Source organism: Pseudomonas sp. GL_103, from assembly GCF_057835175.1.
This window is the reverse complement of record NZ_CM174420.1, coordinates 5247945-5263400: the sequence shown is the minus strand read 5'-3', so window position 1 is coordinate 5263400 and position 15456 is coordinate 5247945. Positions and strand designations below refer to the sequence as shown.

General features: G+C 59.0%; 12 protein-coding genes. 7 read left to right on the top strand and 5 right to left on the bottom strand.

The window, feature by feature from the left end; all coding sequences use genetic code 11:
* The first annotated feature begins 28 nt into the window (after nucleotides 1–28).
* The 4 genes from AC3IP0_RS23630 (at nucleotide 29) to AC3IP0_RS23615 (ending at nucleotide 5881) form a co-directional block, all read left to right on the top strand.
* Entirely contained in the window at nucleotides 29–1393 is a 1365-nt protein-coding gene (locus tag AC3IP0_RS23630; protein ID WP_150759000.1) for a DUF1329 domain-containing protein, read from the top strand.
* A gap of 175 nt (nucleotides 1394–1568) precedes the next feature.
* On the top strand, nucleotides 1569–4307 hold the full coding sequence (locus tag AC3IP0_RS23625; protein WP_489317187.1) for a winged helix-turn-helix domain-containing protein: 2739 nt from the start codon (nucleotides 1569–1571) through the stop codon (nucleotides 4305–4307).
* A gap of 86 nt (nucleotides 4308–4393) precedes the next feature.
* Nucleotides 4394–5035, top strand: coding sequence for an MBL fold metallo-hydrolase (locus AC3IP0_RS23620; RefSeq protein WP_489326047.1), 642 nt, complete (start codon nucleotides 4394–4396; stop codon nucleotides 5033–5035).
* Between the two features lie 105 nt (nucleotides 5036–5140).
* Nucleotides 5141–5881, top strand: coding sequence for a YiaD family glycine zipper/OmpA-like lipoprotein (locus tag AC3IP0_RS23615; protein ID WP_489326045.1), 741 nt, complete (start codon nucleotides 5141–5143; stop codon nucleotides 5879–5881).
* 252 nt (nucleotides 5882–6133) lie between these two features.
* Here the strand turns inward: AC3IP0_RS23615 and AC3IP0_RS23610 are convergent, their stop codons facing one another.
* Entirely contained in the window at nucleotides 6134–6568 is a 435-nt protein-coding gene (locus tag AC3IP0_RS23610) for a Z-ring associated ZapG family protein (RefSeq protein WP_007998221.1), read from the bottom strand.
* 144 nt (nucleotides 6569–6712) lie between these two features.
* Between AC3IP0_RS23610 and AC3IP0_RS23605 the strand changes: the two genes are divergently transcribed.
* The 3 genes from AC3IP0_RS23605 (at nucleotide 6713) to zapE (ending at nucleotide 9907) form a co-directional block, all read left to right on the top strand.
* Nucleotides 6713–7342, top strand: coding sequence for an alpha/beta hydrolase (locus AC3IP0_RS23605; protein ID WP_046041902.1), 630 nt, complete (start codon nucleotides 6713–6715; stop codon nucleotides 7340–7342).
* Nucleotides 7343–7366: 24 nt separating this feature from the next.
* Entirely contained in the window at nucleotides 7367–8722 is a 1356-nt protein-coding gene (locus AC3IP0_RS23600; protein WP_489317185.1) for a tryptophan--tRNA ligase, read from the top strand.
* A 90-nt stretch (nucleotides 8723–8812) separates the two neighbouring features.
* A complete protein-coding gene (gene zapE / locus AC3IP0_RS23595) occupies nucleotides 8813–9907 on the top strand; it encodes a cell division protein ZapE (protein ID WP_489326043.1) in 1095 nt (364 codons plus the stop codon).
* Nucleotides 9908–9997: 90 nt separating this feature from the next.
* Here zapE and AC3IP0_RS23590 read toward each other — a convergent pair whose 3' ends face one another.
* The 4 genes from AC3IP0_RS23590 to AC3IP0_RS23575 all read right to left on the bottom strand — a co-directional run bounded on the left by AC3IP0_RS23590 (nucleotide 9998) and on the right by AC3IP0_RS23575 (nucleotide 15310).
* Nucleotides 9998–10981, bottom strand: a complete 984-nt coding sequence (locus AC3IP0_RS23590) for an asparaginase (protein ID WP_489326041.1) — start codon at nucleotides 10979–10981, stop codon at nucleotides 9998–10000.
* A gap of 77 nt (nucleotides 10982–11058) precedes the next feature.
* On the bottom strand, nucleotides 11059–12252 hold the full coding sequence (locus AC3IP0_RS23585; RefSeq protein WP_489326039.1) for a hypothetical protein: 1194 nt from the start codon (nucleotides 12250–12252) through the stop codon (nucleotides 11059–11061).
* A gap of 16 nt (nucleotides 12253–12268) precedes the next feature.
* Nucleotides 12269–13156, bottom strand: coding sequence for a nitrilase family protein (locus AC3IP0_RS23580; RefSeq protein ID WP_218426738.1), 888 nt, complete (start codon nucleotides 13154–13156; stop codon nucleotides 12269–12271).
* Between the two features lie 207 nt (nucleotides 13157–13363).
* Complete coding sequence (locus AC3IP0_RS23575) at nucleotides 13364–15310, bottom strand: flavin monoamine oxidase family protein (protein ID WP_489326037.1); 1947 nt, start codon at nucleotides 15308–15310, stop codon at nucleotides 13364–13366.
* Nucleotides 15311–15456: the final 146 nt, after the last annotated feature.

Below are 15456 nucleotides of genomic sequence, written 5' to 3'. Positions count from 1 at the left end.
GCACAGTATTTTCAGGACGAACGAACATATGAAAATAACAAAGAGTCTGTTCCACGCCGGTGTTCTGGGCCTTTCGCTGCTGGCGACCAGCGTCATCGCAGCGGTTCCCCAGGCCGAGGCCGACAAGCTGGGCAAGAGCCTGACCCCGATGGGCGCTGAAATGGCAGGTAACGCCGACGGTTCGATCCCGGCCTGGAAGCCGATGGCGAAGAACGCCGGTACGGTCGACAGCAAAGGTTTCCTGTCCAATCCGTTCGCCAGCGAAAAACCGCTGTTCACCATCACGGCGCAGAACGTCGACCAATACAAGGAAAAGCTTGCCCCGGGTCAGTACGCGATGTTCAAGCGCTACCCGGAAACCTTCAAGATGCCAGTTTATCCGTCCCATCGCGGTGCCACCGTGCCGGATGACGTGTTCGCCGCCATCAAGAAGAACGCCACCAACACCAAACTGGTGTCCGGCGGCAACGGCCTGGAGAACTTTGAAACCGCCATTCCGTTCCCGATTCCGAAAAGCGGCGTTGAAGTCATCTGGAACCACATCACCCGTTATCGCGGTGGTAGCGTGACCCGCCTGGTAACCCAGGCCACGCCACAGCCGAACGGCTCGTTCAGCCTGGTGTACTTCCAGGACCAGTTCGTGTTCCGCGACAAGATGAAGGACTACGATCCGGCGAACCCGGGCAACATCCTGTTCTACTTCAAGCAGAAAGTGACTGCCCCGGCGCGTCTGGCCGGTGGTGTGCTGCTGGTGCACGAGACCCTCGACCAGGTGAAGGAACCGCGCTCGGCGTGGGTCTACAACGCCGGCCAGCGTCGTGTGCGCCGTGCACCGCAAGTGTCCTATGACGGTCCGGGTACCGCGGCCGACGGCCTGCGTACTTCCGACAACCTGGACATGTTCAACGGAGCACCGGATCGTTACGACTGGAAGCTCGAAGGCAAAAAAGAGATGTACATCGGCTCCGATGCCTACAAGCTCGACGATCCGAAGCTCAAGTACGCAGATATCATCAAGGCCGGTCACATTAACCAGGACCTGGCTCGTTACGAGTTGCGTCGTGTGTGGCATGTGGTTGCAACCCTGAAGGAAGGTCAGCGTCACATCTATGCCAAGCGTGACTTCTACATCGACGAAGACACCTGGCAAGCTGCGGTGATCGATCACTACGACGGTCGCGGTCAACTGTGGCGCGTCGCCGAGGCCCATGCCGAGAACTACTACGACAAGCAAGTGCCGTGGTATGCCCTCGAAGCCCTGTACGACCTGCAATCGGGTCGTTACCTGGCGCTGGGCATGAAGAACGAAGAGAAGTCGGCTTATGACTTCGGCTTCACTGCCACCACCAGCGACTTCACTCCGGCCGCCCTGCGTCAGGACGGTGTTCGCTAAGGTGAACTGAGTAGAGGCCGCACCCTCTGAAAACGCCCCGACTGGTTCGGGGCGTTTTTTTTGCGTGTAGACTTTTTGTAGCCATTTGTAGCAATTACCTTCATTCCCTATCCGTTTACGGCTAGTCTGCGGACATCTGCAACGCCGCCACCCGCAATTCAAACAAGAGCCGGCTATGACTGATTTGTCTACATCCCCAGGTTCTGCAAACGTTGCTGTCGCGACACTCGACGGGCGCTTCTTCCGCCCGCCGTTGCCCGACGGTCATGTGCTGCGTCCACGTTTGTGCGAGCGCCTGAGTGCCGGGCTCGGTGGCAGGTTATTGCTGGTCAGCGCACCGGCAGGGTTCGGCAAGAGTTCGTTGGCGGTAGAGTTTTGTCAGGGGTTGCCGGCGCACTGGCAAAGTCTCTGGCTGGGCTTGAGCCCGCGAGACAGTGACCCGGGGCGTTTTCTCGAGCGCCTGCTGGAAGGCCTCCAGGACTACTTCCCGCACTTGGGCAGGCAATCCCTCGGGCTGTTGAAAATGCGCCAGCGCCATCAGCCTTTCGCGTTCGAAGAATGGCTGGACGGCCTGCTCGACGAACTGGCCGAGCACCTGTCCACCGCGACGCCATTGCTGCTGGTGCTGGATGATTACCATCTGGCCCAGGGGCCGGTGCTGGACCGTTGCCTGCAATTTTTCCTCAACCATCTTCCCGATGGCTTGCTGGTGATGGTCACCAGTCGCCAACGTCCCGACTGGCACCTGGCGCGGTTGCGGCTGTCGCGGCAATTGCTTGAGTTACATGAACAGGATCTGCGCCTGACCCACGACGAGGCCTTGACCCTGCTCGACCGGCACAGCAGTTCCTTGCGCGGTGAGGCGCTGGAAAACCTGATCCAGCGCAGCGAAGGCTGGGTCGCGGGGTTACGCTTCTGGCTGCTGGCCGCCTCGGAGGCGGGTACCGATGGCGCGCTGCCGCAATCGTTGCACGGCGGGGAAGGGCTGATCCGCGATTATCTGCTTGAAGAGGTCATCGATTGCCTGCCCGCCGAGGTCCAGTCGTTCCTTTATGACACGGCGCCCCAGGAGCGTTTTTGCAGCGAGCTGTGCGACGCCGTTCGCGATGCCCATGACAGTGGGGAGATCCTGCGCTTCCTGCTCGCCCACCAAGTGTTCCTGGTGCCGCTGGACGAGCACGGCAACTGGTATCGCTACCACCACCTGTTTTCCGATCTGTTGCGCACGCGGCCGACTTCCCAGTCGATGGTGCCGGCCGCCAGCCTGCACCTGCGTGCCTGCCGCTGGTTCAATGCCCAGGGGCTGCTCGATGAGGCCGTAGAGCAGGCCTTGCGCGCCGGTCACCTGGACGTCGCGGCGAACCTGGTACAGAACCTCTCCGAAGAGCAACTGCTGGCCGAGCAGAATGTCGGCATGTTGCTGCGCTGGAAAATGGACTTGCCTGACAGTTTGCTGATCAGCACGCCGCGGCTGATCGTGCTCTATAGCTGGGCGCTGGGGATGGCATGCCAACTGGATGCCGCGGAAGAACTGGCCAGCCATTTGAGCCGTTTCCTGCCTGCTCCGTCGGCCACCGCCCAGAAGTCCATGCTGGCTCAATGGCTGGCGTTGAGCGGCATCATTGCCCGTGGGCGCGGCAACCGCGAACTGACGCTGCGGTACTGCGGCGAAGCGTTGGAAAGTCTTCCGTCCAAGCGTTACGGCCAGCGGCTGATGTGCCTCTCGACCCTGTCCAACCTGGCCATTGCCGACGGTGATTTGTGGCGGGCTCGGGGATTGAACCGCGAATCGCTGGAACTGGCGCAACGGGTCGGCAACCCCTTGTTCGAAGCACTGGCGCACTACGATCGCGCCCGGGTGTTGCAAGCGCGCGGGGAAATCTGTCGTGCGCTGGAAGAGGTCCGTCAGGGAATGCAGCGCCTGCAGAGCTTGCCTGCGCAACGGCTGTATGCGGTTCGCGCCCGGCTGACCTTGTACGAAGGTTTTTTACTGGCCCTGCGCATGCAGCCGCAAGCGGCGCGGGTGCGATTGCAGGCGGGTTTGAGCGAGGCGCGCGCCTGCCGTGACATCAGCGTACTGATCGGTCACTGCGTGATTGCCAGGCTGGAAGGCAGCAGCGGCGAGTTTGCCAAAGCCTTTGCCGAACTTGCCGAAGCCGAGCGCCTCATGCACATCTGGGACGTGCCACCGATCTACTACCTGGCGATGATCACCCTGGTCAAATGTGAACTCTGGCTGGCCCAGGGACGCACCGATCTGGCTGAAGCCTGGCTGGCGCGCCTGGGGCAGACCTATAACGGTGAAAACGGGGCGGCACCCCCGGAGTTCCATCCGCAATTGCCGCTGCATATCGAATTGCAACAAGCCTTGCTCGACGTCATCCAGGGCCAACCGATGCTGGCTGAAGGGCGTTTGAATGCGCTGCTCGAACATGGCCAGCAAAGCGGACGGCAGATGCTCAGTGCCATGGCGCTGACCCAGAAAGTGGCGTTGTTGATGGGCAACGGACGGGAACCGGAAGCGCGCAAGGCTCTGGCCCAGGCGCTGGACGCCGCCGGCGGAGGGGTGCTGCAACCCTTCGAGGGCTTGTTGGCCGAGCACCCGGACTGGCTGCGAGGGCAGCTTCAACACTGTCCGCCAACCCCCGTTTCCCTGAGCCTCAGTGAAAAACTGCCGGCATTGGCTGCCCGTCCCGGGATGGAGTCCTGCTCGACCGCGGAACAGCTCAGCGCCCGGGAAATGGCGGTCCTGCGATTGATCGCCCAGGGTTGTTCGAACCAGGAAATCAGCGATCAGCTGTTTATTTCCCTGCACACGGTCAAGACCCACGCCAGCCACATCAACAGCAAGCTCGGGGTCGAGCGGCGCACACAGGCGGTGGCGCGGGCCAAGGAGTTGGGGGTGCTGGGTTAAGGATTTTTCACGTTACAGATCGTGGCCATTGGCTGGATACTCAATTGTGCGAAAATCGCTCGTCCCCGATTATCGAGCAGGCCCCGATGTCCCAGCAGCCCACCCTCATCCGCGAAACCTTCCCCGTCGGCCCTTTGCAGTGCAACTGCACGATCATCGGCGATCCGATAACGAAAAAGGCCATCGTCGTCGATCCGGGTGGCAATCATGAGTTGATCCTGGCGCGTCTCGATGCCCTGGGGCTGAAAGTGGTCAGCATCATTCACACCCATGCGCACCTCGATCATTTCCTGGCTTCCGGTCAACTCAAGGAGAAAACCGGTGCGACCCTGCATCTGCACAAGGAAGACCAGTTTCTGTGGGACAACCTGGAAATGCAGTGCCAGATGTTCGGCGTTCCTTATACCCCGGTGCCGTCCCCGGATCGCTGGCTGGCCGATGATGAAGAACTGGCCTGTGGCTGTGGCGTGGCGCTGCACACGCCAGGTCATACGCCGGGCTCCATGAGCTTCTGGTTTTCCGAGGCCAAGTTGCTGATTGCCGGTGATACGCTGTTTCGTCGCGGCGTCGGGCGCACGGATTTGTGGGGCGGCGACCAGGCGACCATCGTGCGTTCGATCAAGCAGCGGCTGTACACCCTCGACGAAGACGCGACCGTGGTGACCGGGCATGGTCAGGACACCCGTCTGGGCGAAGAAATGCGCGAAAACCCGTTTGTACGGGCCTGATTTGTAACTAGTGGAATTTTTATTCCAGGAAGTGATCCAACGCCCGCAAAGGCTGATGCCTTAGGTCCGTTGCACCACAGAATGCAAAAAAAGTAGGAGCTTTACATGTTCACCACGCGTCGTTTGATGATTGTCGCTACAGCTGTGGCCGTTTTGTCCGGTTGTGCCTCGCCTAACCCATACGGCGGTCAGGGCCAGACTCAGGGCCAGACGGAAAGCGGCTCCGAAGGCATGAGCAAGACCGCGAAATACGGTGGCCTCGGCGCTCTGGCCGGTGCGCTGGCCGGTGCTGCGATCAACCACGATAACCGTGGCAAGGGCGCACTGATCGGTGCTGCGGTGGTCGGTGCTTCCGCCGCCGGTTACGGCTATTACGCCGATCAGCAAGAGAAAAAGCTGCGCGCCAGCATGGCCAACACCGGTGTTGAAGTGCAGCGCCAAGGCGACCAGATCAAGCTGATCATGCCGGGCAACATCACGTTCGCAACCGATTCGGCGAACATTGCCCCAGGTTTCTATCAGCCGTTGAACAACCTGGCGGGCTCGCTGAAAGAGTTCAACCAGAACCAGATCGAGATCGTCGGCTATACCGACAGCACCGGCAGCCGCCAGCACAACATGGACCTGTCCCAGCGTCGTGCCCAGAGCGTGGCAACCTACCTGACCTCGCAAGGTGTCAGCGGTGCCAACCTGAGCGCTCGCGGCGCCGGCCCGGACGGCCCGGTTGCCAGCAACGCTGACGTCAATGGCCGTGCGCAGAACCGCCGTGTAGAGGTCAACCTCAAGGCGATTCCGGGCCAGCAGTATGGTGGTCAGCAACAAGGCCAGGTTCAGCAGTACCCTTGATCGTCTGATTGAACCCCAGGCGTAAACAAGCCCGCCCGATTCTCTACAGATCGGGCGGGCTTTTTTTGTCGTCAGTTCGGGCCCCATCGCAAGCAAGCTCGCTCCCACAAGGTTCTGGGTCGACCACGGATACTGTGGGAGCGGGCTTGCCCGCGAAGAGGCCAGTGTGGGCACAAGAGCAACTGGATCAGAAACAAAAAAGCCCCCGGACAATCACGTGTCCGGGGGCTTTTTGCTATGCGCGAAACCTGCTTACTTCTTCAGGCCATAATGCTCATCGAGCATGCCTGGCGCGTTCGGGGCTTTCGGTGCGTAATCGCGCGGCGGCTCCTGATCGCGCGGTGGTGTCAGGCGTTCACGGGGTGCCTGCGCCGCATCGGCGTGCAGGGAGGCTAGCAGGCGTTGGCGAGTCTGTTCGTCCAGGGCCAGGCGGTTGGCGCCCTCGGCGAGATGGTCCTGCACTTCCTGATAGCTCTGAGTCAGTTTCTTGACCAGTGTCGCGGTGCTGTTGAAGTGGGTCACCACCTCGTTCTGATAACTGTCGAAACGTTCCTGAATATCGTCCAGCTGACGCTGCGTGCGGCTGGGCGCGGCGTTCGGAGCAACGCGAGCGATCAGGAACCCAATGGCGACACCCACAACCAGGGCAAGAGTCGGTAACAACCAAACTAAGAGCGAGTGTTCCACGAGTCCTTCCTCTATAAACGGCTTTGCTTTACGTTAACGGCTCGAACCTGCGCTGTATACCGCGATTCACTCGCAATAGACAGCCACAGACAATTTGCTAGACGAGTCGACCCGATTCGAGGTCACGGAGTTCCTTCCTTGCTTATGCGTGAAACCCCTGTAGTGATTGATGGCCCGGTGGGTCAACTGGAAGCACTGTACCTGGACAACGAGCAGCTGCGTGGCCTGGCGCTCATCTGCCATCCGAACCCGGTGCAGGGCGGCACCATGCTCAACAAAGTGGTCTCGACCCTGCAGCGCACCGCGCGTGATGCCGGTTTGATTACTTTGCGTTTCAACTACCGTGGAGTCGGCGCCAGCGAAGGCACCCACGACATGGGTACCGGTGAAGTCGATGATGCCCAGGCTGTGGCCGAGTGGTTCCGGGCCAAACACCCGGAATTGCCGCTGACCCTGTTCGGTTTCTCCTTCGGTGGATTTGTTGCCGCAAGTCTCGGTGGACGTCTGGAAGCGAAGGGCGAACAGCTCAAGCACCTGTTCATGGTCGCGCCGGCGGTCATGCGCCTGGGCGATCAGGATCAGCTGCCGCAACAGGGCGAACTGACCCTGATCCAGCCGGAAACCGACGAAGTGATCGATCCGCAGCTGGTTTACGAATGGTCCGACAAGCTTGAACGTCCCCATGAGCTGCTGAAAGTGGCAGAATGCGGGCACTTTTTTCATGGCAAGCTGACCGATCTCAAGGATCTGATCCTGCCGCGTCTCTCGAATTGATTGCAGTCTGACAAGCGATTACCCATGACGACTCGTACCCGTATCCTCACCGGCATCACCACCACCGGCACGCCGCACCTGGGCAACTACGCTGGCGCCATCCGCCCGGCGATCGTCGCCAGCCGCGACAGCAATGCCGATTCGTTCTACTTCCTGGCCGACTACCATGCCCTGATCAAGTGCGATGACCCGCTGCGCATCCAGCGCTCGCGTCTGGAAATCGCCGCGACCTGGCTGGCCGGTGGCCTGGATGTCGACCGCGTGACCTTCTACCGCCAGTCCGACATCCCGGAAATCCCTGAGCTGACCTGGCTGCTGACCTGCGTTGCCGCCAAGGGCCTGCTCAATCGCGCCCATGCCTACAAGGCTTCGGTGGATAAGAACGTCGAGACCGGTGAAGACCCGGACGCCGGCATCACCATGGGCCTGTACAGCTACCCGGTACTGATGGCCGCGGACATCCTGATGTTCAATGCGCACAAGGTGCCGGTCGGTCGTGACCAGATCCAGCACGTGGAAATGGCGCGGGACATCGGTCAACGCTTCAACCACCTGTTCGGCCAGGGCAAAGAGTTCTTCACCATGCCCGAGGCGTTGATCGAAGAGAGTGTCGCCACGTTGCCGGGCCTGGATGGCCGCAAGATGTCGAAGAGCTACGACAACACCATCCCACTGTTCAGCAGCGCCAAAGAGATGAAGGACGCGATTTCGCGGATCGTCACCGACTCCCGCGCGCCGGGCGAAGCCAAGGATCCGGACAACTCGCACCTGTTCACCCTGTTCCAGGCGTTCGCCACCCCGGCGCAAGCCGACGAGTTCCGCTGCGAACTCTTGCAGGGCCTGGGTTGGGGCGAGGCGAAGAATCGTCTGTTCCAGCTGCTGGACAGCGAACTGGGCGAATCCCGCGAGCGTTATAACCAGCTGATCGAGCGTCCGGCGGATCTGGAAGACATCCTGCAGCACGGCGCGAAAAAGGCCCGTTCGGTAGCGACGCCGTTCCTCAACGAACTGCGTGAGGCGGTGGGCCTGCGCTCCTTCGTTGCCCAGACCCAAGTGGCGGCGACCACCAAGAAGAAAGCCGTGAAGGCTGCACGTTTTGTCAGCTTCCGTGAAGACGACGGTAGTTTCCGCTTCCGTCTGCTGGCGGCCGATGGCGAACAACTGCTGCTGTCGCGCAACTTCGCCGACGGTAAAACCGCGGGGCAGGTGACCAAGCAACTGCAAGCGGGCCAGGATCTCGACGTGCGCAGTGAAGGCCTGGGCTTCAGCGTCTGGCTGGAAGGCGAGTGCGTTGCCGACAGCCCGGCCTTTGCCGACAGCGCCGTGCGTGACGCTGCCATCGAAGCCTTGCGCATCGCCCTGACGCCGGTTCAGGAATAAACAACGGTTCGGCCCGACCAAGGGCCGATTGCCATTCCTCGGGGCCGTCGCTACAGTGTCGGCCCGTTTTTGTTGCCTTGCTAACGAATTATGACGCCCCTAGAACGATATCAAGCTGATCTGAAACGCCCGGAATTCTTCCATGACGCCGCACAGGAAACTGCCGTGCGTCATTTGCAGCGCCTGTACGACGACCTGGTCGCGGCCGAGCAAAACAAGCCGGGCCTGCTGGGCAAGTTGTTTGGCAAGAAGGATCAGACCCCGGTCAAGGGCCTGTATTTCTGGGGCGGCGTAGGTCGCGGCAAGACTTACCTGGTGGACACCTTCTTCGAAGCGCTGCCCTTCAAGGAAAAGTCCCGTACGCACTTCCACCGCTTCATGAAGCGCGTGCACGAAGAGATGAAGACCCTGAGCGGCGAGAAAAACCCGCTGACCATCATCGCCAAGCGTTTCGCCACCGAAGCCCGGGTCATCTGCTTCGATGAATTCTTCGTTTCCGACATCACCGACGCCATGATCCTTGGCACCCTGATGGAAGAACTGTTCAAGAACGGCGTGACCCTGGTCGCAACGTCGAACATCGTGCCGGACGGCCTGTACAAGGACGGCCTGCAACGCGCGCGCTTCCTGCCGGCCATTGCGCTGATCAAGCAGAATACCGAGATCGTCAATGTCGACAGCGGCGTCGACTATCGTCTGCGTCACCTCGAACAAGCCGAGCTGTTCCACTATCCACTCGACGAAGCCGCCAACGAAAGCCTGCGCAAGAGCTTCCGTGCGCTGACACCGGAATGCACGGCGGCGGTCGAAAATGACGTGCTGATGATCGAAAACCGTGAAATTCGTGCCCTGCGCACCTGCGATGACGTGGCCTGGTTCAACTTCCGCGAACTGTGCGACGGCCCGCGCAGCCAGAACGACTACATCGAACTGGGCAAGATCTTCCACGCCGTGCTGCTCAGCGATGTCGAGCAGATGAGCGTCACCACCGACGACATCGCCCGACGCTTCATCAACATGGTCGACGAGTTCTACGACCGTAACGTGAAGCTGATCATTTCTGCCGAAGTCGAGCTTAAAGACCTGTACACAGGTGGCCGCCTGAACTTCGAGTTCCAGCGTACCCTCAGCCGACTGCTGGAAATGCAATCCCACGAATTCCTGGCCCGGGCGCACAAGCCTTAGGACGATTCGGAAAATAAAAAAGGCCTGCGATTGCAGGCCTTTTTTGTCAGCGCAAATCCTCCGACCACAGGTTTGTACATTGTTTTGAAGTCAAATGTCTTCGTTGAGATACTGCGCAAGCTCGTGCTGCCGTTGGCAACCAAGCAGCAGCCAAAGCAGAATTCTGGCTTTTCGCGGACATAGAAAACCCGCCATCGATACCCCCTTGCGGATCAAGTCCATTTCACCACCGCCAAAACCGTAAGAGGCTCGTGCGGTGGAGCCGGAGCCGGTTCGGGTCGCAATGATTACGGGGATTCGTTTGGCAATATGCTCAATCATTGTCGCCCAGCGCTGCGAGATGTGACCGGCGCCGAAACCGCCGATCACCAGCCCGTCGTAATCGAGTGCGAGAATATTTTCCAGTAGCAGGGTGTCGGCCGAAAGTGAGGCCTCAAGCAGCGCAACCTTCTGTGTGGTCTGTTGCGGCAACGGTAACATCGTGCGCGGCCCCGGCGGGCGCAGGTAGCGAACAAGGTCTTCCAACAGTAGGCCCGCGGGCCCCACGACCGGAGAGGAAAACGCCTGCAATGCCAGCGAATCGGTTTTGCGTACGCTGCACGCTTGATGAATCTGTCCGTTCATCACGACCTGGACACCACGCTGCCGGCTGTTCTGCGCCAAGGCAACGCGACATGCATCCAGAAGATTGGCCGGTCCATCGGCACCTGGCTGCGCTGCGGAACGCATGGCACCGGTCAGCACCAAGGGGGTGTCGTAGGGCCACAGGTAATCCAAAAACACCGCGGCTTCTTCGAGGGTGTCGGTGCCCTGGGTTATCACGACCCCAACGGCGCCCTGTTTGACCTGAAACTCAGCCCAGGACAATACGTTCAGCAAAAACTCGAAATCCAGGGACGCACTGGGCAGCAGGCCGAGGGTCTCGACGGTGACTCCGGCCAGTGTCGTCAGTTCCGGTATGGAAGTCAGCAGGGCTTCGCCGCTGACAGTCGGGATGACGCCTTCACCGGCATTGCTCGCTTGCATGCTTACAGTGCCGCCAAGTGCCGCGATGGATAGTTTGGGCAGGTCCATGGGATACCTCGCTTGTCTGTAATGAAAAATGGCTGTATCCGCTTTTGAGGCCGCGATACAGCCGAATGGCTGGGGCATTAATCAGCGATCAAAAAACCGATCAGCGGCACGATCAGCAGTGTGCTGATGGCCATCGACAGTACATTGGCGATGTAGGCATGCATGTCGGCCGGTAATTTCCTGGCAATCACACAGGCCAGCGGTGGTGCGAGTAATGCCCCCAGCAGTGCACTTGAGACGATAATCTGCCAGCTGCCGCCATAGGCCAGGATCGCCGCGGGCACCACTGAAACCAGCGGGATGTAAGTGGGATACCAGCCGCGCAACTTCCATTGTTGACGCCAGATCAGCACGCCGATGGCCGAGGCCAATGCCTGTGCTCCAATGATGTGCAGCAACAGGCCCGATCCGTACGCGGGGCTTGAAGGGTTCAAACCGTACGCCAGCAGTGCACCCAGTATCAGGCCAAGGCTGGCCAGTTCATTGCCGAAGAACGGTGCTTCGGAAAAGTCCGCCAGAATCCGGCGCAGGCTCCAGGTGACGCCATAGTCGGGCGTCTTGGCGGGGGCGATCGAGGCGGGTGGCGTTTCCGACGACCTGGATTTCACCAGGCTCGGCCAATAGCGGCAGAACAGAAACGCCAGGACGCTGGCAACCGCCATGCCCAGCACATTGCCAATCACTGCAGGCAAGGCCAGCGGTTGGCACACGTAATTGACGATCAACAGGCACATCGGTGTGACGAGTACGGCGCCCATGAGTGCGCCGTTGATCGTGACCCTCCAGCCTCCGCCAAACATCAGCACCATCGCCGCTGGCAGCGAGACGAATGCTACGAATGTGGGTTGCCAGGTTGTGGCTGTTACCGTCCAGCCCCACAGCAGATTGCTCAGCAGCAGCCCGAGCAACGAACTGGTGACCAGCCAGGGCCAAAGTCCCGTTCCATAGGAGATGGCAAACCCTTGCCAGGATTTCCCCGTTCGATTCGCCCAGTAAGCCAGATAAGCGCCCGCCAGCAGGCCGATCGAGGCGAACTCGTGCTTGTAGAAAGCCACCTCGCTGATGTCGCCTAACACCCAACGCAACCAGGCACTCGGTTCGGGTAGCAGCGATACCATGTCGCCGTACCCGGGCCAATGCGCTCCCCAGAAAGTCCGGTTGCTGAAAGAAAGCCAGACGATCAGCAGTGTCGCGCCGATCATTAGCAGGACGACGGCTGTATCAATCGGTGATTTGTGCGATGGTTGGTTTTTGTCGGTTGTAACTTCCATGCGATAGCCCTCCTGATCAACGTGGGAGGCAAGGGTGTTGGGTGTAGCCGAGCATCTGGTCGTAAAGATCGGCTCGGCGATCGCGATGCAGATCGTTCAGGTTGTTCCAGATGGGCGCACTGCGGGAGCTGGTCAGGTCAACATCGGCAAACAGGATTTCCTGCCTGTCTGCCGAAGCCACGGCGCCAATCGGCCAGCCGTTGGTTCCGGCAATCAACGAGCAACCCAGGTAGCGCGCGCCGCGCTCCTCGCCGATCCGGCTGGCGGCAGCGATAAACACGTTGTTGACGTGAGCGGCGGTCATCGTTAGATACGACGCCATGCACTTACCGGCATCGTCGAACAGCGGCGGCGGTGTCCAGACCCAGTTGTTCAGGCTGCAAATGATGTCTGCGCCTTGTTGGGCGAGGATCCGTGGCACCTCCGGGAACCAGATGTCCCAGCAGATCAACAGCCCGATGCGGCCGATCGGTGTGTCGAAAACCGGGAAACCCAGGTCGCCGGGGGTGAACCAGAGCTTCTCCAGATTCCACAAATGGGCTTTGCGGTACTTGCCGATAAAACCGTCTGGTCCCACCAGAACGCCGGTGTTGAAGAGTCGCATACCGTCGCGTTCGGCCAGACCGGCCACGAGGTAAACGTTGTGCTCGCGGGCGAAGTCGATCCAGCACTGCACGCTTGGCCCGTCGGGAACCGCTTCGGCATGGGCGAAGGCATCCTGTCGATTGCTGAAGAAATAGCCGGTATTGGAAAGCTCGGGCAGAACGATGAGATTCGCACCGCCGTTTACCGCTTCAAGCGCCAATTCCAGGCTGCGACGCAGATTACCTACACATTTCTCGATGCCGACTTGTGGATCGAATTGCACGACTGCTACACGAACAGGGCTTGTTGGCTCAGTCATTCCGTCTTTCCTCTATTTATTGTTTTTCAAGCTGTTAAATGGCGTGTTTATAAGAGGGGAATCAGGAATGGGGCGTAAGTCAGCTACTTCCGTTTAGGTCGTAGTCCTTGTCCGAAAATGGATCAGCGTGATGTTTGATGGCGGTGGGTAGCAGGGGCGAGAGGTAGAGCCATGTATTGCGTGCATGGCTCTGGAACGGGGATGTGATCAGATTTTGAGTTGGTAGTGCGGGTAGTCGCTCAAGGAAAATCCGCCATTGAAGGTCGCGGCGGTTTTGTTGCAGATATGAATCACTGCATCGACAGCACCGCGAAAACATGGCTCCGTCCAACCGGCATCGACGGAAAATGACTCGCCGGACAAATACAAGCCTGATACATGAGCAAGGTCCCGGTTGTACTTCATCAGGCCGACGGCATCGTAGTAGGTGCCCGGTCGGTAAAGCTTGGCACAGCCCAGAGCATTTTTATCAGTGATCCAACGCTGAACCACCGCTTGATCAATGCCGATGTAGGGAGATATTTTTTCCTGGACGTTGGCAGAGTTCATGAGTATGCGATCCAGCTCTTCGGCGCATTTTGATACCAGCTCCTTATCGCTGAATGAGGCGAGCTTGGTTGCGTCATCTTCCCAGGTATAACTCAGCAGGATGCAGTCATAGCTGTAATTGTCGTTGTAGCGGTAGGTATATACATCGTGGATAAAACTGTCGGTTACGATGGCTTGCGGGATGTTTTTGTTTTTCGAGAGAAATGATTTTTTCAGCGGTGCAAACACTTTGCAGCTAGTTTCCCAGTGTGCGGTTTTGTAGGCGTTAATCGTCTCGAAAGGCAGCATCTCCCGGGTGAAATTTTCGAGCTTGATTCGAGTTTCAATCAGCCAGGAGGGTAGTGTCATGATGACCGAGTCAAAGTCATCAAATTGCTCCTGGATTTGCTCGGGTTGACTGTGTTTCCAGTTGTAATAGACGCGTATTTTTTGATTGGTCAGCTTTTCCAGTTTTGTGACGGATGAGTCGGTGAGCAGCCCATTGCTTCTTTCGAGGCAATGTTCGTAGATGGACTTTCCGGTTTCGTCGGTTTTCACAAACAGCAGGCATTCGTCCAAAGCGGCGAGGCCGATGTAGCGGGGCCTGTCGAAACTCTGCCCCATTGAGTCAAAAACGGCTTCGCTATTCAGGTAGGGCGAATCCAGTGGATCGCCGTTTGAGTCCACTCGACCATGGATCAGTTGCAATTGGCTGCTGAAACCGAAAATCGCGGTACGCAGAGGGTAGAGGCAGCAGACGTCGTAAAAAGCTCCCCAGCTACCGTCACCTATACCTATCGCGTAAAAAATTGCGGACTCTTGCGCAGACATTCCCATTCCGCCGAAATCCCCGGGTGAGCGGCCATCCCAAGCTTCCAGTGCTGGCATGCTGACCAGGTCGCGGAACGAGACACTCTCGTATTTTTCAACGATAGAAGCCCATATGGCTTCCCATTCCTGGCTCGCATAAAGCTCAGCAACGTGGCGGGTCATGCGATCGGCAAAGGCTTTCCACTTGGAATAAACCTTTTGCAGTTCATCGCCGGGAGGTGGTGTGACGCCGTCTTCGTTTTTCCATATCAACATTTGCGACGCCGATCCGCCGCCCATGCTGCCCTCCCGGAGATAGATGCCTGTCGAGTTAACCCATTGGCTACCGGGGTTGGCGAAGTCTGAAAACGCCAATTCAAATTGATTGGCGTAGTAAGCCATCAGTGACCGACCTTCTGTCGGTGGCTCATCCGCCCGGTTGAAGAAGGGCATGCGCATGGCGCCCATTTCAAACGGTGTATGGCTTGCTGCCGAGTTTTGGCTACCGGGAACGGTCAGATGCCTGCCGCCGATGCGTCTGGATTGTTCGATGAGAGTGATATGGGTAAAGCCGCAGCGATAGAGTTCTCTGGCGGCGGTCAGACCTGTGACGCCGGCGCCGATGATGCAGACTTTATGTTGCGGGTCAGTTGCCCTGGCGATGCCGTTTTCCTGTTCTACCAGTGCACGATAGTCAAAGCACAAATCCGGCGGATTGGGAAAGCGAGCCGCCCATTTGTTTTTAGCCGAGCGCTTTGTTCGGGCGGCCTCCTTGGCGATGTATGAAGGGTAGTTGTAGCTTGATCCGATAGTCATGGTTGATCTTCCCTGATGGTGTTTGCAGGGAAGATTTTGAAGTTTTTTAAGGGGCTGCGTCTGTGGGCGGGGTTGGGTTCTCCGGCGCTCTGTATTCCGCTTTTTACGTAGGAAAATGCACAGCGAAAGCACTGCGTGGCCGGCGC